The organism is Bradyrhizobium sp. UFLA03-84 (assembly GCF_002289535.1).
Lineage (GTDB): Bacteria > Pseudomonadota > Alphaproteobacteria > Rhizobiales > Xanthobacteraceae > Bradyrhizobium > Bradyrhizobium viridifuturi.
The window spans coordinates 931,189-955,163 of the sequence record NZ_NSJY01000005.1 but is presented as its reverse complement, the minus strand read 5'-3'; the positions used below and the strand labels follow the sequence as shown (position 1 = coordinate 955,163).

The window sequence follows — 23,975 nt, the reverse complement described above, 5'->3', positions numbered from 1 at the left end:
CAGTCTCCGAAATTTATTCTTTTCGAGCAATTCCAAATTGGATTGCCTCCAGCCGGGAACCGGATCATTGTTTCGGCAACTGTTCGCTTACCCGGTGGGCGGCAGCCAAGACCCAACAGTGAGTTGCCGCCGTAAGCGGCTTCCTACACCGGAAGGGGAGAGAGATGCCAAATCTCAATATCAACGGACGGAATATGTCCGTCGAGGCGGCCAATGACACGCCGCTGCTTTGGGTCATCCGCGAGCAATTGCAGATGACGGGCACCAAATTCGGCTGCGGCGCCGGTCTCTGTGGCGCCTGCACGGTTCACCTCAACGGCGAAGCGGTGCGGTCCTGCCAGACCTCGGTCGCCGACGCCGTCGGCAAGAAGATCACCACCATCGAAGGCCTCTCCGCCAAGGGCGAACATCCCCTGCAGAAGGCCTGGGTCGCCGAGCAAGTGCCGCAATGCGGCTACTGCCAGTCCGGCCAGATCATGCAGGCAGCGGCGCTGCTGTCGAAGAACACCAACCCGACCAAGGAAGAAGTGGTCGCGCATATGGACGGCAATCTCTGCCGTTGCATGACCTATTCACGAATCCAGAAGGCGATCATGCGCGCTGCGTCCGACATGCGCACCGCATCGGCCACCGGATCCGAGCGGAGGGCCACATGAACAAGCACGTGAAGAACCTCGCTCCCGAGACGACCGACCTCAGCCGCCGTTCCTTCCTGGTCGGCACCGCTGCAACCGGCCTCGTGCTCGGTTATGCCGGGTCCGGCATCGACCAGGCGCTCGCGGCGCCCGCACCCGCCAATTTCGAGCCGAGCGTCTGGTACGCGATCGCGCCCGACGGTCTCGTCACCGTGACCTGCGGCAAGGCCGACATGGGCCAGCACGTCGCCTCGACCATGGCGCAGATCGTGGCCGAAGAACTCGGCGCGAACTGGAAGGACATGCGGGTTCAACTCGCCTCCAACGATCCGAAGTTCAACGACCCCGTGCTGGGTGCGCAGATCACCGGCGGCAGCTGGTCGACGATGATGAATTTCGACGCCATGAGCCGCGCCGGCGCTGCCGGCCGCATCGCATTGACCGAGGCCGCGGCCGCCTCGATGGGCGTGCCGGCCAGCGAACTGGTGGTGCGTGCGTCCACGATCAGCCATCCGAAGTCGAAGAAGTCGATGTCGTTCGCCGAGGTGGTGAAGAGCGGCAAGGCGACCAAGACCTTCACGGCGGATGATCTGAAGGCGATCAAGCTGAAGTCGCCGGATCAGTACACCATGATCGGCGTCTCGGTGCCGCAGCTCGACATCCCGTTGAAAGTCAACGGCACGGCCAAGTACGGCATCGACGTGATGCTGCCGGGCATGGTCTACGGCGCGCTGGTCACCCCGCCGGTCCGCTACGGCGCCACCGTGAAGGCGGTCGACGATAGCGCGGCCAAGAAGGTGCCGGGCTACATCAAGGCCGTCACGCTGGACGACAAGACCACGACCACGACCGGCTGGGTCGTCGCAGTCGCCAACACCTATGCCAACGCCAAGAAGGCGGCGGCGGCGCTGAAGATCGACTATGACGGCGGCCCCAACGCCAAGCTGTCGAGCGAATCGCTGCTCACCGAAGCCAAGCGGCTGCAGGGCCTGAGCGATTCCGGCCAGTTCTTCGTCAAGGACGGCGATCCGAACGCGGCCTTCGGCACGGCGGCCAAGGTGCTGGAGGCGGAATACACCACCAACATCAACATCCACGCCCCGATGGAGCCGATGAACGCCACTGCAGAGTTCAAGGGCGACATCCTGCACATCTATTCCGGCAACCAGTTCGCGACGCGCTCCGGCGCAATCGCGGCCGGCGCTGCCGGGATCGATCCGAAGTTCGTGGTGATGCACCAGATGTGGCTGGGCGGCGGCTTCGGCCGGCGTCTCGACGCCGACATGATGGTGCCCGCGGTGCAGGCGGCAAAGGCGGTCGGCAAGCCGGTCAAGGTCATCTACACGCGCGAGAACGACATGACGATGGATTTCTCGCGTCCGCTGACCTACCAGAAGGTGAAGGCCGGCGTGGACGGCGACGGCAAGCTCGTCGCATTGAGCCACGATGTCGTCTCGGCCTGGCCGACCCAGCGTTGGGGCATTCCCGACTTCCTGTCGCCCTCGGTCGACAAGAAGGGACCGCTCGACGCGTTCACGGTCAACGGCTCGGACTTCTTCTACACCGTACCCAACCACTATGTGCGGGCGATCAAGAACGAGATGGCGCACAACGCCACTCCTTCGGGGCAGCTCCGTTCGGTGGCGCCGGGCTGGACGTTCTGGGCGGTCGAAAGCATGGTCGATGAGATCGCGCATGCGACCGGCAAGGACCCGGCCCTGCTTCGCGTCGAGCTGCTCGACGGCAAGGGCAAGAATGACGGCGGCGCGCAGCGTCTCCGCAACACCTTGCTCGCGGCGATGGGTCTTGCCGGCTACGGCACCAAGCAACTGCCCAAGGGCGAAGGCATGGGCGTTGCCTGCGTGTCGTCGCAGGAGCGCGCCACGGCGAGCTGGACCGCCTGCGTCGCTCATGTCGCGGTCGCCCCGTCGGGCGAGGTGACGGTGAAGAAGCTGACGGTTGCGACCGACGTTGGTACGCAGGTGAATCCCGACGGCATCCGGGCCCAGGTCGAGGGCGCGGCGCTGTGGGGCATGTCACTGGCGCTGTTCGAGAAGGCGACGTTGAAGGACGGCGGCATCGAGCAGACCAACTTCGACAGCTACACGCCGCTGCGGATGAGCCAGCTGCCGGAAGTCGCGGTCAACGTCATCGCCAATGGCGAGAAGGCGACCGGCGTCGGCGAGCCCGCGGTGACGGTGGTGGCGCCGGCGATCGGCAATGCCGTCTTCAACGCGGTCGGCGCCCGTGTCCGCGGTCTGCCGATCACCGCGGAGGCCGTCAAGGCTGCGATGAAGGCTTAACCGCTTGAACCAATGCAGCGCCGGGGAGCGGATCGCTCTCCGGCGTTTTTTTGCGCCCGGCCGGCAGCAGGCCGTGGCGCCACCAGCATCTTCGAACCTGCAAAAATTCATCATCCGGCCGTGACGCCCGCATCGGGGTTGATTTGCGGGCCGCCTGATCTTGCTGGCGGAATTTGCGGTCCATCAAATTGTATCCATTGCGCTTAACCGCCGTTCAGCATCCCCATTAAGCCGGAGGGAACGCATCGTCAGGTAGCGTCCGGTGTCGGTCGTTACCGCGACGGGGATCCCATGACTGCCTTGGCCAATAATCAGACTTCGAAGCGCCGTCTCCTGCTGGCGTCAGATCGAAGCGATCAAAGCAACGAACTCGCCAGCATCCTGCGCTCGGTCGGCGAGGTCGATACCGTTCTGACATCGGATATTCCCGAGCAGCCGGCCCAGGATCTCTCCGGCATCGTCGTCGATATCAACCTGCGCTCGCCTGAAGCCGTGCAGCTGGTCCGCGCCAAGCTGCAGGGCGATGCCTATCGCGAAATGCCGCGGCTGTTCGTGCTGGCAGATGCGTTGCACCACGCCTCGATGCAGGCCTGGGCGCTCGGCGCCACCGACACGATCTCGCGGCCGTTCGATGCGCGCGGCCTGCTGCAGCGTATCCGCGCCGCATTCCCCGACAACAGCGGCTATGACGAGACCGATCGCGGCAAGGCGCTCAACCGCGGCGTCGAGGCCGCGCATGCCGTGATGGTCAAGATATTCGAGCGGATGCGCGCCGGCGAGCCGCTCAAGTTCGAGGACATCGTCGCCGCCGAAAACAAGATCCTCAAGGCGATCAAGCACAATTCGCTGCGCGAATGGCTGACCACGGTCGGCTGCCATCACCAGGAGACCTATCGCCATTGCCTGTTCGTGACCGGCTTTGCGGTTGCGTTCGCGCAGCATCTCGGCATGCGCGAGGACGACCAGCGGCGGCTCGCGCGCGCGGCGCTGCTGCACGATGTCGGCAAGGCCTTCATTCCGGTCGCGCTGCTCGACAAGCCCGGCGCACTGACGGTCGAGGAAATGGCCGAGATGCGCGAGCATCCGCGCCGCGGCTATGAGGCGCTGTCGGCGCAGGGCGGTTTCCCGCCGGAAATGCTCGACGTGATCCTGCATCACCACGAATTCCTCGACGGCACCGGCTATCCGAACGGCCTCAGCGGCAACCAGATCAGCGACATCGTTCGTGTCACCACCATCGTCGATGTCTATGCTGCCCTGGTCGAGAAGCGCGCCTACCGGCTGCAGTTCACCCATGCCAAGGCGTTCTCCATGATGGAGGAGATGGGCGGCAAGCTCGACCAGCAATTGCTGCAGGCGTTCCGCCCGGTCGCGTTCGGGCACTATTGAGGACGTCCTCCCCCGCCGTCATTGCGCCGTCACGCCTCGCAATAGCGTGTGCGGCGGGGTTTGTAGCCAATCAACGCAAGTCCTTTGTCCTTAACCCTGCCTAGATTTCGGCGATCATCGGCGCGACCCGATGCTGGGACAGGTGAGGACGAACATGGACACGGCAACGACCGGGGATCTCGACATCCCCGCCGACATCGCGGCGACCCTCGTTGATCCCGTCGCCTATGCCGACGATCGCATCCACGACAGCTATCGCTGGCTGCGCGCCAACAATCCGCTCGGCATCGCCCGTCCCGAGAAGTTCGATCCGTTCTGGGTGGTGACCAAGCACGCGCATATCCAGGCGATCAGCCGCCAGAACGACCTGTTCCACAATGCCGACCGGCCGACCACGCTGACCAACCGGGCGCTCGAGGAGCGCGTTCGCAAGATCACCGGCAGCCCCAATCTGGTGCGCTCGCTGGTGCAGATGGATGCGCCGGACCATCCGAAATACCGCGCGCTGACGCAGGGCTGGTTCATGCCGAATAATCTCGGCAAATTCGAGGGCCGCGTCCGCGAGATCGCGCGCGCGACCGTGCGGCGCATGCTCGACCGCGGCGGCGCTTGCGATTTCGTCGAGGACGTCGCGCTCGGCTATCCCCTGCACGTCATCATGGAGATCCTCGGCGTGCCCGAGGCGGACGAGCCGCGCATGCTCAAGCTGACGCAGGAACTGTTCGGCCCGCAGGATCCCGACACGGCACGGGTCCGCGACGCGCTGAGCGCAGAGCAGGTCTCGGTGATGTTGCAGGCGATCATCGCCGACTTCTCCGCCTATTTCCGCAAGATCACCGAGGATCGCCGGCAGAACCCGCGCGACGATCTCGCCACCGTCATTGCGAATGCGAAGATCGGCGGCGAGTACATGCCGGAGCACGATCAGACCAGCTACTACATGATCGTCGCGACCGCGGGCCACGACACCACCTCGTCCTCGACCGCGGGTGCGATCTGGGCGCTGGCCAGGGATCCCGCGGAATTCGCCAAGGTGAAGGCCAACCCGGAACTGATCCCGGGCCTGGTCGACGAGTCGATCCGCTGGATGACGCCGGTCAAGCATTTCATGCGCTCGGCCACCGCCGATACCGAGCTCGGGGGCCGCAAGATCGCGAAAGGCGACTGGCTGATGCTGTGCTACGCCTCGGGCAATCGCGACGAAGAGGTGTTCGAGGAGCCTGATCGCTTCCGCAGCGACCGCAAGCCCAATCGCCACGTCGCGTTCGGCTATGGCGCGCATCTGTGCCTCGGGCAGTATCTCGCCAAGCTCGAGATGCGCATCCTGTTCGAAGAGCTGTTGCCGCATCTGAAGTCGCTGTCGCTCGACGGCGAGGTGAAGATGACGCAGGCCTATTTTGTCAATGGCCCGAAGAAGCTGCCGATCCGGTTCGAGGTGAATTGAGTTCTATCCGTCATTGCGAGGGGCGAAGCGACGAAGCAATCCATGCTTCGGCATATGCGGAGCAATGGATTGCTTCGCTTCGCTCGCGATGACGGAGAGACGTCACTCCAGCATCTTCCTCAGCTCCGCTTTCGCGACCTTCTCCAGTGTCGAGCGCGGCATTTCGTCGACGAAGCGGATCTCGCGCGGCACCTTGAAGTCGGCGAGTGCGGAGCGGCAGGCGGTCATGACCTTGTCGTGCAAATCGGCCGGCAGCGCCGCAACGCCGGTTTGCGGGATGATGAAGACCACCGGCACTTCGTCCAGCATCGGATGCTTCTTCGCCACCACGGCGGCTTCGCGCACACCCGGCACCACGGCGATCACCTGCTCGATCTCGGAGGCCGCGACGTTCTCGCCGCCGACCTTCAGCATGTCCTTGGAGCGGTCGCCGAACTTGATATAGCCGCGCTCCAGCATCGTGACGCGGTCGCCGGTGATGAAGTAGCCGTGCTCGTCAAAACTCTCGCGCGTCGCCTTCTCGTTGTGCAGATATTCGGCGAACAGCGACAGGCCGGGAATGCCTTTGATCAGCAGATTGCCGGTCTCGCCGACGCCGGTCGCGGTACCGTCATCATTGGTGATGCGGATTTCGTATTCCGGCGCGGCGCGGCCGATCGACATCGGCGGGTTCGGCTGGTCGACCTCGCCGATGATGCCGTGGGTGATGGTCTCGGTCATGCCCCACCAGCCGATGATCTTGATGCCGAATACGGCGAATGGCGGCGGCTCGTTCACGGCGGTGCCCCAGAGCCGGAACTCGTGATGCTTCGGCACCTCGTGCTCCAGCAGCGCCTTCATGCAGAACGGGATCGTCGAGGTCCAGGTCGAGCCGTGCTCGAGTGCCACCGGCCAGAACCGGCTCGCCGAGAAGCGCGGCTGGATCACGCAGGTTGCCCCGACCCACAGGCTCGCCAGCATCGAATAGGCCAGCGCGTTGGTGTGGAACAGCGGCAGATAGGTCTGGTGCACGTCGAAGCCATGCAGGTCCTGATGCACGGCGTTGATCTTGGCGCCCCACAGCGCGTTGGCATGCGTCCACAGCACCGCCTTCGGCCGCGACGTGGTGCCGGAGGTATATTGCACGCTGCACGGTGCGAGCGGATCGATCGGACGCTTCGGCCGGTCGGCGCTGTCGCCAAACAGCGCCTCAAAACTGTCGCCGCGCGCGGGCGGCTGGGCCGGCGCCTGTCCCGCGTCGTGCGAGGTGACGGCGATCCAGCGCAGCCCCTTGCAGTTGGCCGAAATCAGTTCGGTATAGGCCGGCTGGGTGATCGCGGCCACCGCGCCGCAATGGCCGGCGAAATATTCGATCTCGGCCGCCGCCGAGCGGGTGTTGGTGGTGACGGCAATGGCACCAAGCTCGACGCAGGCGAACCACGACATGATCGCCTCGATGCAATTGTCGAGATGGATCAGGACATAGTCGCCTTGCTTGATGCCGCGCTTGGCGAGGCCCGCGGCCAGCGCGCCGACGCGCTCGTGAAATTCGCCGTAGCTCCAGCGCCGTGCCGGCGCATCGAACGGTGCCCAGATCAGGAATGGATGATCGCGGCGCACCTCGGCGCGCATCCTGAGCAGCCATGGCACGTCGAGCCCCGCAAATGGACCCACGACACCCGGCACTGCATTTGAACTGGCCATACGCCCTCCCGCGCAGCCTTGCCGGCCGCCATTGATCTTGGTTGGGAGCAGTTCTGCCATCGGCGTGCGCCGAGCGCAAATCGGAAGCGCCGCGCTGGCGCAATCTGTTCCGCCGCGCGGAAGGCCTGATTGCCTCGCGGGCCTGTCATCGGCCGCGCATCCGCGCGAGCCGCAGCACGCAACAAAAAACTACTTCGCGCCGTCTTCGTACGACGAAATCTCGATCAGGCTGCCGTCGGGATCGCGGCAATACACCGAGCGCAGCGTGCCGCGCGCCCCCTGCTTGGCCACCGGGCCTTCCTCGATCTTCACGCCGTTGGCCTTCAGATGCGCCACCACCTGCTCGGGCGTGCTCGAAGTGAGGAAGCAGAGATCGTCGCTGCCAGGCGCTTCGTGATCAGCGGTGAACCACTCCACCTTGTCGGCATAGCGTGGCCGCACGTTGATCTTCTGGTTGCCGAACACCAGCGAGGTACGCGGTGCCTTGCCCTTGCCGGGATCGAACACCTTTACTTCCATGCCGAGGATCCTGCTGTACCAGGCAACCGAGCGCACGACATCGGTGACGTTGATCACGAGATGGTCGAGCCCATTCACCTTGACGGACATGATCGATCCTCTTCGGTCCAGAGCGTTTTCGAGCGAAGTGGACACCGGTTCGCGTGAAGAAAACGCGCCATCACAAGATTGCAGCTTAGTCTTTCGTCGCGGTCAGTGTCGCACGTGTCGCACTGGTCGCATCTGACATTGTTTGTTAAAACGGCGCCGCACGCAACGCAACAGAAACGGGCAGGGGGCCAAACCCTGCTGGATTGGGAGAGACTTCATGTTTTCACGCCGCGCCGCGCTGGGCCTGATCGGGTCGGGGATTTCGACATTCGCGATCGGCCGCGCATCCGCAGCCGACTATCCGGCGCGGCCGGTGCGCTGGATCGTGGGCTATCCGCCGGGCGGCGCCACCGACATCATCGCGCGCCTGATCGGCCAGCGGCTGTCGGAGAAGCTCGGGCAGCAATTCGTGATCGAGAACAAGCCGGGCGCCGGCAACAATATCGGCACCGAAGCTGCGATCAACGCCGAGCCGGACGGCTACACCGTCCTGCTGGTCAATCCGGCGAACTACATCAACGCCTCGCTCTACACCAATCTGAAGTTCAACTTCGTGCGCGACGTCGCGCCGGTTGCCTCCTTCAACCGCGTGCCGAACGTGATGACCGTCAACAAGGATGTGCCGGCCAAGACGGTCGCCGAGTTCATCGAATATGTGAAGGCCAATCCAGGCAAGGTGAACATGGCCTCTTCGGGCAACGGCACCTCGGTGCATCTCTCGGGCGAGATGTTCATGTCGATGACCGGCTGCAAGATGCAGCACGTGCCGTATCGCGGCGCCGCGCCCGCGATCACCGACATGCTCGGCGGCCAGGTGCAGGTGATCTTCGACAACATGCCCTCGATCATCCAGCACATCCGCTCCGGTTCGCTGCGCGCGCTCGGCGTGACGACCACCGAGCGATCCTCGCAACTGCCCGACGTGCCCGCAATCGCCGAGACCGTGAAGGGCTATGAGGCGAGCGCGCTGTTCGGCATGGGCGCGCCGAAGAATACGCCGAAGGAGCTGATCGCCAAGCTGAACGCCGAGATCAACGCGGTTCTCGCCGAACCCGACATGAGGAAGCGCCTGGTCGAACTCGGCGGCGACTCGTTGATCCAGACCCCGGAGGCGTTCGGCAACGACATCAAGGCCGAAACCGACAAGTGGAAGAAAGTGGTCGAGTTCGCCGGCCTCAAGGTCGAGTAGACCGCGGACGTGAAGCGTTGCTGAACCGCGCGGACAGCTCTGATCCGCGCGGCGATGCCTGTCCTGCGCGGCAAATTGCGGGGCCTTGACGCGGAATAAAACGACCTTCAGGAACCTTACCCAAGATGCCACGCTTTGACTGCGGCATCTCAAGGAGGCGGATCGTGCGCACATCGCAAATGGCAATGCTTGTCCTGGGAGCGATGACGCTTGCCGGCGCAACGAGCATCTCGCCTGCTTCCGCCGATCCTTATGACTATCCGTGGTGTGCGCAGGGGCCGAGCCTGGGCTATCCCGGCGAATGCGCGTACCGAACCTACGAGCAGTGCCTCGCGAGCGTATCGGGGCGCTTCCTCGCTTGCGGGGAGAATCCGCGCTTTCTGTTCAGCGAGCCGCCGCCGCCGCGCCGCCATCAACGCCGGCACCGGACGGTCTACCCAGACTAGCAAACTTCAAGCCGGCGCCGCGCGCGACGGCCTTGAGACGCTCCCGACGATCGCCGTGGCGGTCCACCCGCCGTCGCGCGATCGTGAAGACGCGCGCTTGACGCCGTGCCGTTTGCGCTTATACCAAACCATATGGTTAAGTATCAGGACGAAACGCTGGACCGCACCTTCGCGGCGCTTTCCGATCCCACCCGCCGCGCGCTGCTGGCGCGGCTCGGCGAGCAGGAGAGCCTGTCGGTGAGCGAGCTGGCGCAGCCATTCGCGATGTCGTTGCCGGCGATCATGAAGCATCTCGACGTGCTCACGGATGCCGGTCTGGTCGCGCGCGAAAAGACCGGCCGCACGGTGGCGTGCCGGCTCACCGCGCGGCCGATGGAGCAGGCGATGAACTGGCTCAATCGCTATGCGCAATTCTGGTCCGACAATCTCGACCGCCTTGCCGCTTTTGTGGAGGAGAACCCATGGCAGCCAACAAATCCGCAGTCGCAGCCGACGCCGGCCTTGCCGCGCGTCCCAGCCTCACCCTCACGCGGCGCCTCAGCGCCCGGCCGGGAAAAGTCTACGCCGCGTGGACCGAGCCGGAAAACCTAGTGCAGTGGTTCGGTCCGGGGCAGGTCAAGCCCGGCACGACGCAGGCCGAGCTCGATGTCCGCGTCGGCGGCCGCTACCGGATCAAGTTCACCGGCACCAATGGTGAGTATCACGAGGTCGGCGGCGTCTATCGCGAGGTGGTGCCGAACGAACGGCTGGTGTTCAGCTGGGCCTGGCATTCGACGCCGGAGCGCGTCTCCGAGGTGACGGTGTCGATCCGGCCCGACGGCGGCGGCACGTTGCTCACCTTCCACCACGCGCAGTTCGTCGACGAGACCGCGCGCGACAACCACCAGCGCGGCTGGACCGAGTTCCTCGGCAATCTCGAACAGTACGTCGACGCCTGAAACGAAGGAGCATCGCATGTCTCAGCACAAGATCGTCTCGCGCGAAGAATGGACCGCGGCCCGCAAGGCGCTGATGGTCGGCGAGAAGGAACTGACGCAAGCCCGCGAAGCGCTGAGCCGGCAGCGCCGCGAACTGCCTTGGGTCAAGGTCGACAAGGACTATGTGTTCGACGGGCCCGGCGGCAAAGTGACGCTCGGCGATCTCTTCAAGGGCAGGCCGCAGCTCGTGGTGCAGCACGTGATGTTCGCGCCGGAATGGGACGCGGCGTGCAAGAGCTGCTCGTTCTGGGTCGACGGATTCGAGCGCATGGTTCCGCATCTGGCCGCACGCGACACCACGATGGTCGCGATCTCGCGCGCACCGCTGGCCAAGCTCGAGGCCTTCAAACAGCGAATGGGCTGGACCTTCGACTGGATCTCGTCCGGAGAGAATGACTTCAACTACGACTATGCGGTCTCGTTCACCCCCGAGCAGATCGACGCCGGGAACGCGCAATACAATTATGGAACGACCCCGCTCTACGGGCCCGAACTGCCCGGGATCAGCGTGTTCTTCCGCGATGACGCCGGCGCGGTGTTTCACACCTATTCCACATTCGCCCGCGGCCTCGACATGATGAATGCGGCCTATCACTATCTCGACCTGACGCCGCTCGGTCGCCACGAGGAGGGGCTGCCCTATCCGATGGATTGGGTGCGGCTACGTGACCAATACCAACCGGCGCCGGTTCAGGCATCCTGCTGTCACTCCTGACGCGTAGCGCGTCGCATGTCGTCATTGCGAGGAGCGCCAGCGACGAAGCAATCCACTTCTCAACGTCTGGAAGGATGGATTGCTTCGCTGACGCTCGCAATGACGGGGAAACAACAGCAGGAATCCTCCAATGCCTTACGTCGATGGTTTCGTCGTCGCCGTCCCGAAGAAGAAACTCAATGCCTATGCGAAGCTCTCGAAGATGGCCGGCAAGGTCTGGCGCGAACATGGCGCGCTGGATTATCGCGAGTGGGTCGCCGATGACGTCAAGCCGGGCAAGCTGACCTCGTTTCCGCAGAGCGTGAAACTGAAGGCCGGCGAAACCGTCGTGTTCGCCTGGATCACCTACAAGTCGCGCGCCCAGCGCGACAGGATCAACGCGAAGGTGATGGCGGATCCGCGCTTCGCGTCGATGGATCCGAAAACCACGCCGTTTGATCTCGAGCGCATGATCTATGGCGGCTTTGCGAGCCTGGTGAAGGTCTGAGGCGGCACGGATTCGCCGCAATCCGCGCAGTAACCGTCCGTTAAACCTTTCAATTACCCATAACTTTGACCACTCGGGCTGATCCGCTGATCGGCGAAATCTTGAATCGAAAGAATCACTTGTGATTCCTTTCTGAGCACCTGATTCGCGAGGGGTGCTCTATGGAGCTGACATTAAGGGATCGATCGGCAAAAGGCTGTTTGCGGTCCTTGGAAGGTGAATGTTGGATTGATCGAGAGAGTAGCGGATGCGAGTTTAGGGACGCGCGGCTCGGCGCTAGATTCCGCAAACTGCTCACGCAGATTGGAAGCGCAATGGGACAAAGCATTCCGCTCGTCTGCCAGGATTGGGCGAATACCAAGGCAGCCTACCGCTTCTTCTCTAACGACCGGGTCAGCGAAGCGGACATTCTGGGCGGTCATTTCCAATCGACAGGTGATCGTGCCGCCGCCACTGAAGGTCTCGTTCTTGTGCTGCACGATACAACCGAGTTCAGCTATCAACGCGAGAAGTCAGAAGCGATTGGCATCACCAAGAGTATCAACAGTGGACGGGATAAGGCGGGTCGCCTCAGATCGCACACGGTTTGCGGCATCCTGATGCATTCGAGCCTCGCAGTTACAATCGAGGGGGTGCCGCTGGGATTGGCGGCCGTTAAGTTCTGGACCCGGAAGAAATTTAAGGGGACGGCAGCACTTAAAAAGAAGATCAATCCGACCCGGATTCCCATCGAGAAAAAGGAAAGCGTCCGGTGGTTGGAAAATCTCAAGCAGTCCACGCAGCTGTTGGATCATCCGGGACGATGCGTCCATATTGGTGATCGCGAGAGTGACATCTACGAGCTTTTCTGCGCAGCACAGGAGATCGGAACTCATTTCCTGATCAGGACCTGCGTCGACCGCTTGGCTGGAGACGGGGATCACACGATCGCCGACGAAATGGACGAGGTCGCCGTCAAAGGGCTCCATCGCATCGAAGTCAGAGACAGCAACGGCGATCCCGACCAGGCCGTTCTTGAGATCAGGTATCGCAAGATTCGCGTCCTGCCGCCGATCGGAAAGCAGAAGCGCTATCCCGCTCTGACCCTGACGGTGATCCATGTCGAAGAGCGCGGGACGCCGAAAAACAGAAAGAAGATCGATTGGAAGCTGATCACCGACCTGCCTGTTGGTTCCCGTACCGACGCCATTGAGAAGCTCGAATGGTATGCTTTGAGATGGAAGATCGAGGTGTTCCACAAGATCCTCAAATCGGGCTGCAAAGCTGAGGAGTCGAAGCTCAGGAGCGCCCAGCGTCTGACCAATCTGATCTCGCTCTTTTGCATCCTGAGTTGGCGGGTCTTCTGGATGACGATGCTCAACCGTTCCGCCCCAGACGCGCCGCCAACCCTCGCGTTGACTGCGACTGAAATCGGCGTGCTCGATCGCCTCGTCAACGACAAACCAAAAGCAAGACAGAAAACGCTCTCGCACTATCTGATCAAGATCGCCCGGCTCGGCGGTTATCTCGCCCGCGCCAGCGATCCGCCGCCCGGCAATACTGTCATGTGGCGCGGGCTGTCACGCCTCACCGACATCGCGCTGGGCGCCATGGTCGGAGGAGAATTTGTGGGTAATTGAAAGCCGTTAAACATCACGCTCGGCAGGCGGCGCGATGCCGCTTGCGTTTACTTGGTGATCCCGTATACTTTGCAATACAAAGTGCGGGCAAACCATGCGCGACCTCGACAAGGCCTTGGCCGATATTCTCGCGATCCGCAGCCAGATTGCGGCGGGAACGGCGTTCCGCGGCTACGGCCCGGCGACCGTCGCCGCCACCAGCGGCATCGCGCTCGTCACCGCGCTTGCCCAATATCTCTGGCTCGACGATCCCACGGCTCATCCGATCGCGTTCCTTGCAGGCTGGGCGGCGGCCGCCCTGCTGTCGGCGGTACTGATCTGGATCGAGATGCAGGCGCGCTCGCGGCGGCATCATTCCGGTCTTGCGGACGCGATGGTGCAGCAGGCGATCGAGCAGTTCGTTCCCGCCGTCATCGCCGGCGTGTTGCTCGCAGTCCTGCAATGGAAATTCGCGCCTGAGACGCTGTGGATGCTGCCGGGCCTGTGGCAGGTGCTGGTCAGCCTCGCGGTGTTCGCCTCGGTCCGCCTGCTGCCGCGCACGATCGCGCTCGGCGGCGCCTGGTATTTCCTGTCGGGCTTCACGGTGCTCCTGATCGCAAGCCAGAGCCACGCGCTGTCGCCCTGGACCATGGGACTGCCATTCGCGATCGGCCAGTTGCTGCTCGCAGCGCTGTTGTATTTCGCTTCCGGAGGCCATGATGCCGAAGACTGACGTGACCACCGCGCCATTCGCCTATGATGGCCTCGACCGCGTCATCCACGAGAAGGCGCGGCTCGGTCTGCTCACCTCGCTGATGGCGCATCCGAAGGGGCTCGCCTTCGCCGACCTCAAGCAGCTCTGCGGCCTGACCGACGGCAATCTCAGCCGGCATCTGCAGGTGCTGCAGGAGGCCGGCCTGGTCGACGTCATCAAGGGCTATGAAGGCAATCGCCCGCACACCACCTGCCGTCTGACCAGGAGCGGCCGCCGCCGTTTCCTCGATTATCTCGCCGTGCTCGAGCAATTGGTGCGCGACGCGGCCAAGGCGGCCGGCACGGCCGAGAGGGCCGGCAAGGCTGAAAAGACCGCCGGCAAGGACGAAGGCGCGTCTGGCGGCCTTGGTATCCAGCCGGTTTGATCATCCCGTTTTTTGCCCGGAGACTTTGTGATGCAAAGCAATGTTGCGCTCAAGCCGGAAGCCGACGCCCGGTTGCATGTCGGCATCATCATGGACGGCAACGGCCGCTGGGCGACGCGGCGCGGCCTGTCGAGGCTGCGCGGACACGAAGCGGGCGTCGAGGCGATCCGCCGCATCGTCGAGGCCGCGCCGGACCAGGGCGTCGGCACGCTGACGCTCTATGCATTCTCGAGCGACAATTGGCGCCGCCCGAAAGCCGAAGTCACGGCGCTGATGGCACTGTTGCGGTTCTATCTCGCCAACGAGATCGCAGCGCTGGTGCGCAATGGCGTCCGCCTCACCGTGATCGGCCGCCGCGACCGGCTGCCCGACGGCATCGCCGCCGCGATCACCCGCGCCGAGGCCGAGACCTGCGACGGCACCACGCTGCACCTGCGCATCGCGATCGACTATTCGGCACGCGACGCGATCCTGAACGCGGCGGTGCGCGCCGCCGGCACAGGCCAGCTGAGCCGTGAGAGCTTCGCCGATCTCATCACCGGCGAAGCCGGTCTGCGCGACGTCGATCTGATCATCCGCACCTCGGGCGAGAAGCGGCTGTCGGACTTCCTGCTCTGGGAAGGCGCCTATGCCGAGCTGCATTTCACCGAGCGGATGTGGCCCGAATTCGATGCCGACGATCTCGCCGACGCGCTCGCCTCGTTCCATCGCCGCGAGCGCCGCTTCGGCGGGCTGACCGCGATCGCACCGGCGGAGGTCGCGAATCTCTAGAGCATGATCCGGAGAAGTGCGAAGCGGTTTTCCGAAAGGGTCATTCCCAAACAAGTAAAGAGCTTGCACTAGCTACACCAAAAAGCCCGGCCGGGGGGTTGGGCTCTCTCCTTCACAAGATGCGGGGACGAACGATCACGCCAACCAAAGCGGGAGCGATCATCCATGCGCATTCTTCTCATCAACGTGCCGCATCCGGCGATAGGCAGCCGGATTCCTGACGACCATCTGCCGCCGCTCGGCCTGCTGTCGATCGGCGGTCCCCTGATCGACGACGGACATCACGTTTGTCTGCTTGATGCCGAGTTTGGGCCGATGCCGCTCACCGCCATCGTGGCGGAGGCATCGCGGTTTTCGCCGGATGCCGTGCTGTTCGGCCATTCCGGTTCGACCTCGGGCCATCCCGTCATCACCGAGGTGGCGCAGGCCATCGTCAAGGCGGTGCCGAATGTCCGGATCGTCTATGGCGGGGTGTTTCCGACCTATCACTGGCGCGACATCCTGCGCGAGGAACGCTACGTCACCGCGATCGTGCGCGGTGAGGGCGAAGAGACCGCGCGGCGCCTGATGCGGGCGCTGGAGGCCGGCGACGATCTCTGCAGCATCAACGGTATTGCCTTCCGCGATGACTACGGGCCGCGCGTCACGCCGCCTGCGCCCGTCATCCGTGACCTCGATGCCTATCGCGTCGGCTGGGAGCTGATCGATCACGCGCGCTACAGCTATTGGGGCGGCTTGCGTGCCGTCGTGGTGCAGTTCTCGCGCGGTTGTCCGCATCTCTGCAATTATTGCGGCCAGCGCGGCTTCTGGACACGATGGCGGCACCGCGATCCCGTGCGTTTCGCCAAGGAGTTGGCGCGGCTGCATCGCCAGCACGGCGTCAAGGTGATCAATTTCGCCGACGAGAACCCAACGGTCTCGAAGAAGGCCTGGCGCACTTTCCTCGAGGCCCTGATCGCGGAGAATGTCGATTTGATCCTGGTCGGCTCGACCCGCGCCGACGACATCGTGCGCGATGCCGACATCCTGCATCTCTACAAGAAGGCCGGCTGGCAGCGCTTCCTGCTCGGCATGGAGAACACCGACGAGAAGAAGCTGGAGCTGATCCGCAAGGGCGCGACCACCACGACCGACCGCGAGGCCATCCGTCTGATGCGCCGGCACGGCATCCTGTCGATGGCGACCTGGGTGGTCGGCTTCGAGGAGGAGACCGATCGCGATCACTGGCGCGGCTTGCGGCAGTTGTTGTCCTACGATCCCGATCAGATCCAGATGCTCTACGTCACGCCGCATCGCTGGACGCCGTATTTCCGTCTCGCGGCAGAGCGGCGGGTGATCCAGACCGATCGCAGGCTCTGGGACTACAAGCACCAGGTGCTCGCGACCCGGCACATGCCGCCATGGCGGGTGCTGCTTTGGTTCAAGTTCACCGAGATGGTGCTGCAATGCCGCCCAAAGGCCTTGCTCCGCGTGCTGCTTCATCGCGACGCCGGACTTCGTCACGCGATGCGCTGGTACACGCAGATGGGGCGCCGGGTCTGGCCGCACGAAATTCTCAGTTTCCTGCGCGATCGCAGGCTGAAGAACGGGCCGACAGTGCGGGAATTTTGGGGCGAGCCGCAGGATAGTGAAGAAGAAGCGATGTCATCGCAGCGGCCCGAGCGCAGCGTCGGCACATCGCGCGCTGCGTAAATCGATACCGTCGTGCCGGGTTCTGGATAACTGGCGCTGACGACTGGACGCCTGAGTCGTCAGCGCGATAATTTCCGGATCGACTGCGCAGAACAAAAAGAACCGTGGCGGTCGAGGCGGCGAGTTGAGCATACAGGTTGCGATTCTAAAAATATTGGCCAGTCACGTCAGCGGCAGAGCCACACTCGATTCCCTCAAGCACGACCTCGCTATACTCTCGTCGAGCGGCGACGATTGGCATGCGCGGATCAAGCGTCTGGCGTCGCGGGTTCCCGAACTCGACATCTTCAGCAATGGTTATGTGCTGCGTGACGTCGAAGGCTGGGAGATCACACCGGCCGGACGTGAGTTCCTGCGCGCGCTGGAAGCGGTTACGCAAGACAATCTGCCGGCTGAGCCAGTGGCCGAGGCCGCGGTCCGCGCCGAGGGCAGGTTGATCGTGGTCGGTCATCGCTTCAGGAACAGGACGCGGCCGCAACGTGATGCGGAACCGAGCGCATCAATGCGTCGCCGGCCGTCCCGCGAGCCGCGTTGAACCTCGCAGCGTTGCTGGCGACCTACGTTCGGGACGTGGTTCTGGAGGTCGCAAATGACTGCATTGGCTCAATCGATCGCACGGGTGTTTCCTGCCAATTCGATTCGGAGCAGCATCGCCCGGCATGTCCTGCTGTTCGGCTTCGCGGTTCTGTTCGTCGCGGTGCTCAGGGCGAGCTATGGCCTCGATCTCAGCGCGGGTTTCTTCTGATTTTCCGGCTGCAAGTCATACTGGGTTAACCGGACCGGGATAGCTAAGCGCACGCTTTCCTTGCATCTCGAACCCGGGCCGATCTTCCATGGATAAGCCGATGCGCTGCCAATGTGGCAGGACGCGAACCATTGTGCTCGACAAGCATTTCCGGACCGCGCTGGTATGCCCCAAATGCGATGAGGCCCAGCTGCCCGCGCCGGCGCGGCCGGAGCAACGGGTGCTGACCGCGCGATAGCCGGTCGTCTTCGGTACCGAAACTGGCCGGCGCGACGGGATTGACTTGAAGCGTGATGGCGCTTTGGGTCGTGGTTTGAGCATGATCTTTTCGGAAAACCGCTTCGCACTTTTCCGGATCATGCTTTAGGTTCCGTCTGACGAAACGGTCCAAAGCGAAACCCGATGCCGCATCCATCCGATACCACCGCCGTACCGCCTGCCGGCGTCACGCTTGCCGATGTGCGCCGTGCCGCCGAAACCATCAGGGATTCGGTCATGGTCACGGCGTGCAACGAGAGCCGCACGCTGGGCGAGATTTGCGGCTGCCGCCTGTTCCTCAAATTCGAGAACCTGCAATTCACCTCGACCTTCAAGGAGCGGGGCGCATTGAACAGGCTGCGGGCGCTGTCCGCCGAAGAGCGCAAGCGCGGGGTGATCGCGATGTCGGCCGGCAATCATGCCCAGGGTGTCGCCTATCACGCCAAGCGGCTCGGCATCCCCGCCACGATCGTGATGCCAATCGGCACGCCGATGGTGAAGATCGAGAACACAAGGCGGCACGGCGCCGAGGTCATCATCACCGGGCAGACGCTGGAAGAATGCTTCGCCTTCGTCGGCACGCATGCCGCAGAGCGCGGCCTGATCCTGATCCATCCCTATGACGATCCGCTGATCGTCGCCGGCCAGGGCACGATCGGGCTCGAAATGCTCGAGGCTGTGCCGGAGCTCGATATCCTGGTGGTGCCGATCGGGGGCGGCGGGCTGATTTCAGGCATCGCGACCGCCGCGAAGGCGATCAAGCCGTCGGTGCAGGTCATCGGCGTGCAGGCCCAGCTCTATCCGTCGATGTACAATGCCGTCAAAGGCACGCAGCTGCCGATGCGCGGCGACACCCTCGCCGAAGGCATCGCAGTCAAGGCGCCCGGGCAGATCACCACGAAAATCGTCCGCGAACTCGTCGACGACATCGTGCTGGTCAGCGAGGATCAGATCGAGCGCGCGGTCGCGACCCTGATCTCGATCGAGAAGACGGTGGTCGAGGGTGCCGGTGCCGCCGGCCTTGCCGCGGTGCTCGCAGCGCCCGAGCGCTTTGCCGGCCGCAACGTCGGCCTGGTGCTGACCGGCGGCAATATCGACACCAGGCTGATCGCCTCGGTCCTGACCCGCGAGCTCGCGCGCGAGGGACGGTTGACGCAGCTGGCGCTCGACATCGTCGACCGGCCCGGACAGCTCGCGGCGGTGTCGATCCTGCTTGCCGATGCCGGCGCCAACATCATCGAGGTCTCGCACCAGCGCACCTTCTCCGATCTGCCGGCGAAGGCGACGCTGCTCGAGCTCGTGATCGAAACCCGCGACCGCGCCCATCTGGAGGATGTGCTGACGAGGCTCGGTGCCGAGGGATTTGTCGTGCACGAGCGCTAGCAATGTAGCACTCGTCCGCGGGCTTAGGTTCGCCGACTGGGCTTAATCCTCACCCGCCGCCAACTCGGCGAGCTTCGCGATGGTGTTGATGTTGCGTGCGGTGCCGCTCGCGGCGGCGGGGATCTTCAGCTTCGAGCGGCCCATGCCGCTGCCATAGGCGACATAGATCTCGCGCTTGCCGAGCCGCATCTGCTCGTCCTGCTGCCCCTTGACGTCTTTCAACGCGTCCTTGGGCGGCGGTTCGTCGAGGAAGATCGCAACTGTGAAGTTCGGCGGCGCTTTCGGAAACGGATTGGCCTTCAGCACCGCGGCGATCTCGTCTGCGCTCCTGATCGCAACGCCGACCGGCTTGCCGCCATAGGCCTGCAGCCGCTGCTCCAGCGCGGCCTTGACCTTAGCCGCGCCGAGCTTGGAGGAGAACACGACGTTGCCGCTGGCGATGTAGGTCTCGACGTCGGCAAACCCCGCATCGACGCACATCGCCTTCAATTCGGTCATCGACAGCTTGCCGGTGCCGCCGACATTCACCGCGCGCAACAGGGCGACGTAGCGCGGCATCACGGCCTCACGTCAGCAGCAGCGCCATGCCCGGATCGCCCTTCTGCATCGCGCGCTGATAGGCCGGGCGTGCCGCGATGCGGCCGAGATAGTCCCTGATGTTGGGGCGGCCGCCGAGGTCATAGGGCAGGAAATAGCGCATCGTCGTCAGCGAGAAGCCGATCATGATGTCGGCGGTCGTGAACGTATCGCCCGCGAGATACTGGGCGTCGCGCACCCGCGCCTCGATCAGGTCGAACGAACGGTCGACCCTCGCTTTGGTCGCGGCCAGAATCGGGTTGTCGGCCGCGAGGTTGAGCCGGTGCAGGATCATGCTGCGGCCCATCTGTGCCTGCAGCGTGCCGTTGGCGAAGTGAAGCCAGTACAGGAACCGGGCGAAGTCTGGATGATCTGATGTCAGCGTCAGCCGCCCATTGCCGTATCTGGCGACGATGTACTCGACAACGGCACCGGATTCGGCCAGCACCAGGTCACCGTCGGTGATGACGGGCGCAGCGCCGATCGGATGCAGCGCCTTGTAGTCGGCCGGCGCCAGCATCGTGACCGGATCGCGCGTGGTGCACTTCAGCTCGTAGGGAATCTCCAGCTCCTCGCACAGCCAGACGATCCGCTCCGATTGCGACTTGCCGAGATGATGAACGGTGAGCATGAAGGCTCCTGAAGCATGATCCAGAAACGCGGACACCGGTTTTCCGAAACGATCATGCGAAAATAATGATCATGATGCGCTTCCATGGAAGCGCATCAGGCGTCCGCTTTCTTCTTCGCCGCCTTCTTCTCAGGCTTCTGCTCGGATTTCTTCTTGGATTCCGTGACCGGCGGCGGCTCTTCCATCGCCTTCTTCATGGCACGGGCATAGGCGTCGGCGGCGTTCTCGGCCGAATTCTGCAACCGCTTGGCGGTCGCGGTCGCGTTTAGAATCGTGCTCTTGGCGAGGTGGCGGAAGCGCGCCTTGGTGTCCTTGTCCTTGGCCTTGGCCGCGCGCGCGACCCAGACGGCCTGGCGCTTCTTGGCCGCCGCCATCACGGCCCTGGTCTGCGCTCTTGCGGTTTGCCGGATGACGGCGTCGAGGTCGGCTTCGGCCATTCAGATACACTCATTGACTGGACATGCGCCTGGCGGCGCAGGGAGGGGAATTATCACTAGCGTAACCGGCGCCGTTTGAACATGCCGATCCTTTGCGACGTTGCGGCCGGCGGCCGGCGCGCCCGGTCGAGCGCTCTACCGGGCGCGCGGTTCGGCATGATATAGCGGCGCGGCCCGGCCAGAGCCGGCGCGATCCAATCGGGGGTTCGATGCAAGCAATCAGCCGACGCAGCCTGCTGGGCGGCCTTGCCCTGCTTTCGGTATCGCCTTCGCTGGCCGCCGAGACGCTGAGCGTCGATGCCGCCGAAGGTCCGGTCAAGCTCAACCGGTTTGCCTCCGGGCGCACCGGCAAGCGGCCGGCCGTGCTTGTCCTGCACGGCTCGCGCGGCTTCGATCTCAGGCCGCAGGCCTATGAACGCTACGCCAATGCGCTGACGGCGGACGGCATCGATGCCTGTTTCGTGCGCTACTACACGCCGGCCGACGAGCAGGCATTCGAGACGCTGCACACGCGCGAGCGCCGCGAGGCCTATGAGACCGGGCGTTTCGACGCCTGGGCCGCGCGCGTCTCATCGGTGCTGTCAGCCGTGCTGGCGGGCGCGGACAGTTCCGGCCGGATCGGACTGCTCGGCTTTTCGCTTGGCGGTTACGTCGCCGCGGCCGCGGCGGCGCGGGACGCGCGGGTGTCCGCGCTGGCGGTGCTGTATGGCGGCATGCCCGACAAGATCGCGCCTCAGGTGAAACATCTGCCGCCGCTGATCGAGCTGCACGGTGAGGCTGACCGCAACGTGCCGCTTGCCAGCGGTGAGGAGCTTGTCAGGCTCGGCAAATCGGTCGGCGCCGTGGCGGAGATCGTGCGATATCCAGGCAAGGCGCACGGCTTCGACTTTGCGGACAATGATCCGATGACCAATGACGCGGTCAGCCGGGTGACCGGTTTCTTCCAGGCTCGTCTGAACGCGGCTTGAAGCCTAGTCCCCGGACGAACCCGGCGGCACCTTGGCGCCGGCGAGCAGTCCGGCGAGTTCGACCTGGCGGCCGAGCCCGGTCTTCGCCAGCACGGCCTTGAGCTGGTTGCGCACCGTTTCGCGGGAGATCCCGAATGCGACGGCGATCGCCTCGACGGTTCGTCCCTCGCCGATGCCGCGCGCGACGCGCGCCTCGGCCGGCGTCAGGTCGAACAGGCCTTGCAGCACTTCAGCAGTCGGCACCTCGGCCGGCACCACCGGCGTCACGATCACGATCGCCAGCGCGCGGTCGAACAGGTCGCGCGCCGCGCCCTGGATCGGGACCAGATGCACGATCAGCGGCGGGCGATCGTTCTGTGCCGCGATCGGGACCGAGCGGACCTCCACGCTGATGAGGCCGTGATCGAGTGCGCCGACGGCCTGTGCGAACAGCGCATCGGCGGCAGGCGCCGCCAGCGTCAGGCGATCGGTACGATCCTGCATCACGTCGGGCACCAGCCGGTCGAACAGCGTGTTGGCCGCCATCAGGCGGCCGCCGCGCCGCAGCACCGCCGCGGGCAGGCCGAGCATCGCCAGCGATTCGGTTGCCGCCCTCGCGCGCTCCATCCCGAGCCGTGCCGACAGCAGCGCGGCGCGCGCCAGATGCGGGCGCAGCGCATCGAGCTGTTCGATCGCCTCGCGCTCGATTGGCCCGTGCTGGTATTCGCGCTCGACACTGTAGATCAGCACGTCGCCGCTCGGCACCGGGATCGCAGTGCCGGCGCCCCACCCGAGCCCGCGCGGACGGAAGAACTCGCGGATCTGGAAATCCTGCTGCACTTCCTCGGGCGTATCGAACACGTCGATGTCGCGCAGGAAGCCGGCATGATTGGCCGCGAGCAGGCGGGGCAACCGCCCGTTGCGCTCGTGCCAGCCGCCTTCGACATAGGCAACCGTGTCGTCGTGCATGTCGGGGGATGCGACCCAGCGGACGTCGTGGGGGGCTGCCGTCAGCAACACGACGCCGCGGGCTCGCGCGATGCTGCCGACCTGATGCAGAACGTTCGGCCACAACTCGGGGAGGACGGCGGCCTCGTAGGCCAGCTCAATCAGATGCTCGTGCAGGTCGTTCGCCATCGGCCATTCCAGAAGCGGTGTTGCCCAATAGATAAACCCATCGATCGCGGAATTATTGCCTAGAGCAATTCAGTCCGGCCCACGAGTCCGGGCTATTCCGGTGCGACCTCTCGGATCACGATGAATTCTGGGGTTTGGCCGGTCTTGCGGTCGATTTTCGCACCGGCAACGGCCGTGACGCGATCCGGAGCTTGGGAGGGCTGGATTTAGGAGCGGCCGAATTGGCCGAGCGGCGAGACGAGTGCAGAAAGCTTTCGTGCAAAGCTGTCGGGAGGGCACCTTGATGCCCTCCCGACAACCGCACTTAGCCGCAGCCGTGCGACCACCGCCAAGGATCCCGGACAGGATGTTGGTGTTCTTGAGGCTGATCGGCAGGATGGCCGAGACGTTGGTCTCGTTGCCGTTCAGGACGTTCACGCCGCGACCGAGCACGTTGACGTTGTTAAGCGCGTTGACGTTGAGCGCGGAGACCGCGGTCGTGATCGGCGCGATCACGGAACCGATCGGGCGCCGCCATCGCCGCGACGGCACCGGCGAAGCGAGAGCGACAGCGACGATATATTTCTTCATGACTTCCTCGGTTGTTATCGAGCCCAAGCCGTTTGCTTGGTCGCCGCCACTATCCGTGCCTCGAATTTACGTGCAACTTGAAGTAGTTTTTTACTCTAATACTTCGCGCGAAATTGAACCCGCGTGACAGTCAGACATCTTTCCGAAGCGTCTCGAAACGTAGCCGCAATGAATTGCCGCAGCGCCTAGCCCGGCAGCGTCACTCGTTTGCAAC

Annotated in this window: 27 protein-coding genes; 20 read left to right on the top strand and 7 right to left on the bottom strand. The window is 64.0% G+C overall.

The window, feature by feature from the left end; translation table 11 throughout:
- The first annotated feature begins 164 nt into the window (after positions 1–164).
- Positions 165–656, top strand: a complete 492-nt coding sequence (locus CK489_RS07230) for a (2Fe-2S)-binding protein (protein ID WP_050628720.1) — start codon at positions 165–167, stop codon at positions 654–656.
- Positions 653–2,938 carry a xanthine dehydrogenase family protein molybdopterin-binding subunit gene (locus CK489_RS07225; protein WP_095731771.1) on the top strand — a complete coding sequence of 762 codons (2,286 nt, stop codon included), beginning with the start codon at positions 653–655 and terminating at the stop codon, positions 2,936–2,938. The genes CK489_RS07230 and CK489_RS07225 overlap by 4 nt, the downstream gene beginning before the upstream one ends.
- Here the strand turns inward: CK489_RS07225 and CK489_RS40625 are convergent.
- Entirely contained in the window at positions 2,916–3,122 is a 207-nt protein-coding gene (locus CK489_RS40625; RefSeq protein ID WP_143278105.1) for a hypothetical protein, read from the bottom strand. The genes CK489_RS07225 and CK489_RS40625 overlap by 23 nt on opposite strands.
- A gap of 107 nt (positions 3,123–3,229) precedes the next feature.
- On the opposite strand from CK489_RS40625, the gene CK489_RS07220 reads away from it, so the two are divergent.
- Together CK489_RS07220 and CK489_RS07215 are read left to right on the top strand one after the other, a co-directional pair.
- Positions 3,230–4,327 carry an HD domain-containing protein gene (locus CK489_RS07220; RefSeq protein ID WP_095731770.1) on the top strand — a complete coding sequence of 366 codons (1,098 nt, stop codon included), beginning with the start codon at positions 3,230–3,232 and terminating at the stop codon, positions 4,325–4,327.
- 154 nt (positions 4,328–4,481) lie between these two features.
- Positions 4,482–5,771, top strand: coding sequence for a cytochrome P450 (locus tag CK489_RS07215; RefSeq protein WP_095731769.1), 1,290 nt, complete (start codon positions 4,482–4,484; stop codon positions 5,769–5,771).
- A gap of 102 nt (positions 5,772–5,873) precedes the next feature.
- On the opposite strand, the gene CK489_RS07210 is transcribed toward CK489_RS07215, so the two are convergent.
- Both CK489_RS07210 and CK489_RS07205 read right to left on the bottom strand, forming a co-directional pair.
- Positions 5,874–7,454 (bottom strand): AMP-binding protein, encoded by a 1,581-nt coding sequence (locus CK489_RS07210; RefSeq protein ID WP_095731768.1) that lies wholly within the window; start codon positions 7,452–7,454, stop codon positions 5,874–5,876.
- A 189-nt stretch (positions 7,455–7,643) separates the two neighbouring features.
- Positions 7,644–8,063, bottom strand: a complete 420-nt coding sequence (locus CK489_RS07205) for a VOC family protein (RefSeq protein WP_095731767.1) — start codon at positions 8,061–8,063, stop codon at positions 7,644–7,646.
- A gap of 217 nt (positions 8,064–8,280) precedes the next feature.
- Here CK489_RS07205 and CK489_RS07200 point away from each other — a divergent pair, with 217 nt between their 5' ends.
- From CK489_RS07200 to CK489_RS07135, 14 genes are all read left to right on the top strand, one after another.
- On the top strand, positions 8,281–9,252 hold the full coding sequence (locus CK489_RS07200) for a Bug family tripartite tricarboxylate transporter substrate binding protein (RefSeq protein ID WP_095731766.1): 972 nt from the start codon (positions 8,281–8,283) through the stop codon (positions 9,250–9,252).
- A 164-nt stretch (positions 9,253–9,416) separates the two neighbouring features.
- Positions 9,417–9,698, top strand: coding sequence for a DUF3551 domain-containing protein (locus tag CK489_RS07195; protein ID WP_349626919.1), 282 nt, complete (start codon positions 9,417–9,419; stop codon positions 9,696–9,698).
- Between the two features lie 132 nt (positions 9,699–9,830).
- Positions 9,831–10,289 carry an ArsR/SmtB family transcription factor gene (locus CK489_RS07190; RefSeq protein ID WP_095731765.1) on the top strand — a complete coding sequence of 153 codons (459 nt, stop codon included), beginning with the start codon at positions 9,831–9,833 and terminating at the stop codon, positions 10,287–10,289.
- Positions 10,289–10,636, top strand: coding sequence for an SRPBCC family protein (locus tag CK489_RS07185; RefSeq protein WP_198960851.1), 348 nt, complete (start codon positions 10,289–10,291; stop codon positions 10,634–10,636). Before CK489_RS07190 ends, CK489_RS07185 begins: the two co-directional genes overlap by 1 nt.
- Positions 10,637–10,652: 16 nt before the next feature.
- Entirely contained in the window at positions 10,653–11,390 is a 738-nt protein-coding gene (locus tag CK489_RS07180) for a DUF899 domain-containing protein (RefSeq protein WP_050628727.1), read from the top strand.
- 130 nt (positions 11,391–11,520) lie between these two features.
- The gene (locus CK489_RS07175; protein WP_095731764.1) at positions 11,521–11,877 is read left to right on the top strand and encodes a DUF1428 domain-containing protein; all 357 of its coding nucleotides are present in this window, start codon (positions 11,521–11,523) and stop codon (positions 11,875–11,877) included.
- A 161-nt stretch (positions 11,878–12,038) separates the two neighbouring features.
- Positions 12,039–13,496, top strand: coding sequence for an IS4 family transposase (locus CK489_RS07170; RefSeq protein WP_095731763.1), 1,458 nt, complete (start codon positions 12,039–12,041; stop codon positions 13,494–13,496).
- Between the two features lie 94 nt (positions 13,497–13,590).
- Positions 13,591–14,208 (top strand): hypothetical protein, encoded by a 618-nt coding sequence (locus tag CK489_RS07165; protein ID WP_050628729.1) that lies wholly within the window; start codon positions 13,591–13,593, stop codon positions 14,206–14,208.
- Complete coding sequence (locus CK489_RS07160) at positions 14,195–14,614, top strand: transcriptional regulator (protein ID WP_198960850.1); 420 nt, start codon at positions 14,195–14,197, stop codon at positions 14,612–14,614. Before CK489_RS07165 ends, CK489_RS07160 begins: the two co-directional genes overlap by 14 nt.
- Positions 14,615–14,644: 30 nt before the next feature.
- Complete coding sequence (locus tag CK489_RS07155) at positions 14,645–15,385, top strand: di-trans,poly-cis-decaprenylcistransferase (RefSeq protein WP_050628731.1); 741 nt, start codon at positions 14,645–14,647, stop codon at positions 15,383–15,385.
- A 165-nt stretch (positions 15,386–15,550) separates the two neighbouring features.
- Positions 15,551–17,077, top strand: coding sequence for a magnesium-protoporphyrin IX monomethyl ester anaerobic oxidative cyclase (gene bchE / locus CK489_RS07150; protein ID WP_095731761.1), 1,527 nt, complete (start codon positions 15,551–15,553; stop codon positions 17,075–17,077).
- Positions 17,078–17,231: 154 nt separating this feature from the next.
- A complete protein-coding gene (locus CK489_RS07145) occupies positions 17,232–17,612 on the top strand; it encodes an aminoacyl-tRNA deacylase (protein ID WP_095731760.1) in 381 nt (126 codons plus the stop codon).
- Positions 17,613–17,666: 54 nt separating this feature from the next.
- Positions 17,667–17,822: a response regulator gene (locus CK489_RS07140; protein WP_167350155.1), complete on the top strand. Its 156-nt coding sequence runs from the start codon at positions 17,667–17,669 to the stop codon at positions 17,820–17,822.
- A gap of 402 nt (positions 17,823–18,224) precedes the next feature.
- Positions 18,225–19,463 (top strand): threonine ammonia-lyase, encoded by a 1,239-nt coding sequence (locus CK489_RS07135; protein ID WP_095731759.1) that lies wholly within the window; start codon positions 18,225–18,227, stop codon positions 19,461–19,463.
- 42 nt (positions 19,464–19,505) lie between these two features.
- Here the strand turns inward: CK489_RS07135 and CK489_RS07130 are convergent, their stop codons facing one another.
- From CK489_RS07130 to CK489_RS07120, 3 genes are all read right to left on the bottom strand, one after another.
- Entirely contained in the window at positions 19,506–20,021 is a 516-nt protein-coding gene (locus tag CK489_RS07130; RefSeq protein ID WP_095731758.1) for a DUF1697 domain-containing protein, read from the bottom strand.
- A 7-nt stretch (positions 20,022–20,028) separates the two neighbouring features.
- Positions 20,029–20,670 carry a glutathione S-transferase family protein gene (locus CK489_RS07125; RefSeq protein ID WP_095731757.1) on the bottom strand — a complete coding sequence of 214 codons (642 nt, stop codon included), beginning with the start codon at positions 20,668–20,670 and terminating at the stop codon, positions 20,029–20,031.
- A gap of 95 nt (positions 20,671–20,765) precedes the next feature.
- Positions 20,766–21,107: a hypothetical protein gene (locus CK489_RS07120; RefSeq protein WP_095731756.1), complete on the bottom strand. Its 342-nt coding sequence runs from the start codon at positions 21,105–21,107 to the stop codon at positions 20,766–20,768.
- Positions 21,108–21,316: 209 nt separating this feature from the next.
- On the opposite strand from CK489_RS07120, the gene CK489_RS07115 reads away from it, so the two are divergent.
- Positions 21,317–22,075, top strand: coding sequence for a dienelactone hydrolase family protein (locus CK489_RS07115; protein ID WP_095731755.1), 759 nt, complete (start codon positions 21,317–21,319; stop codon positions 22,073–22,075).
- 3 nt (positions 22,076–22,078) lie between these two features.
- Here the strand turns inward: CK489_RS07115 and CK489_RS07110 are convergent, their stop codons facing one another.
- A complete protein-coding gene (locus CK489_RS07110) occupies positions 22,079–23,191 on the bottom strand; it encodes a helix-turn-helix transcriptional regulator (protein WP_095731754.1) in 1,113 nt (370 codons plus the stop codon).
- Between the two features lie 346 nt (positions 23,192–23,537).
- Here CK489_RS07110 and CK489_RS07105 point away from each other — a divergent pair, with 346 nt between their 5' ends.
- On the top strand, positions 23,538–23,888 hold the full coding sequence (locus CK489_RS07105) for a hypothetical protein (protein WP_095731753.1): 351 nt from the start codon (positions 23,538–23,540) through the stop codon (positions 23,886–23,888).
- Positions 23,889–23,975: the final 87 nt, after the last annotated feature.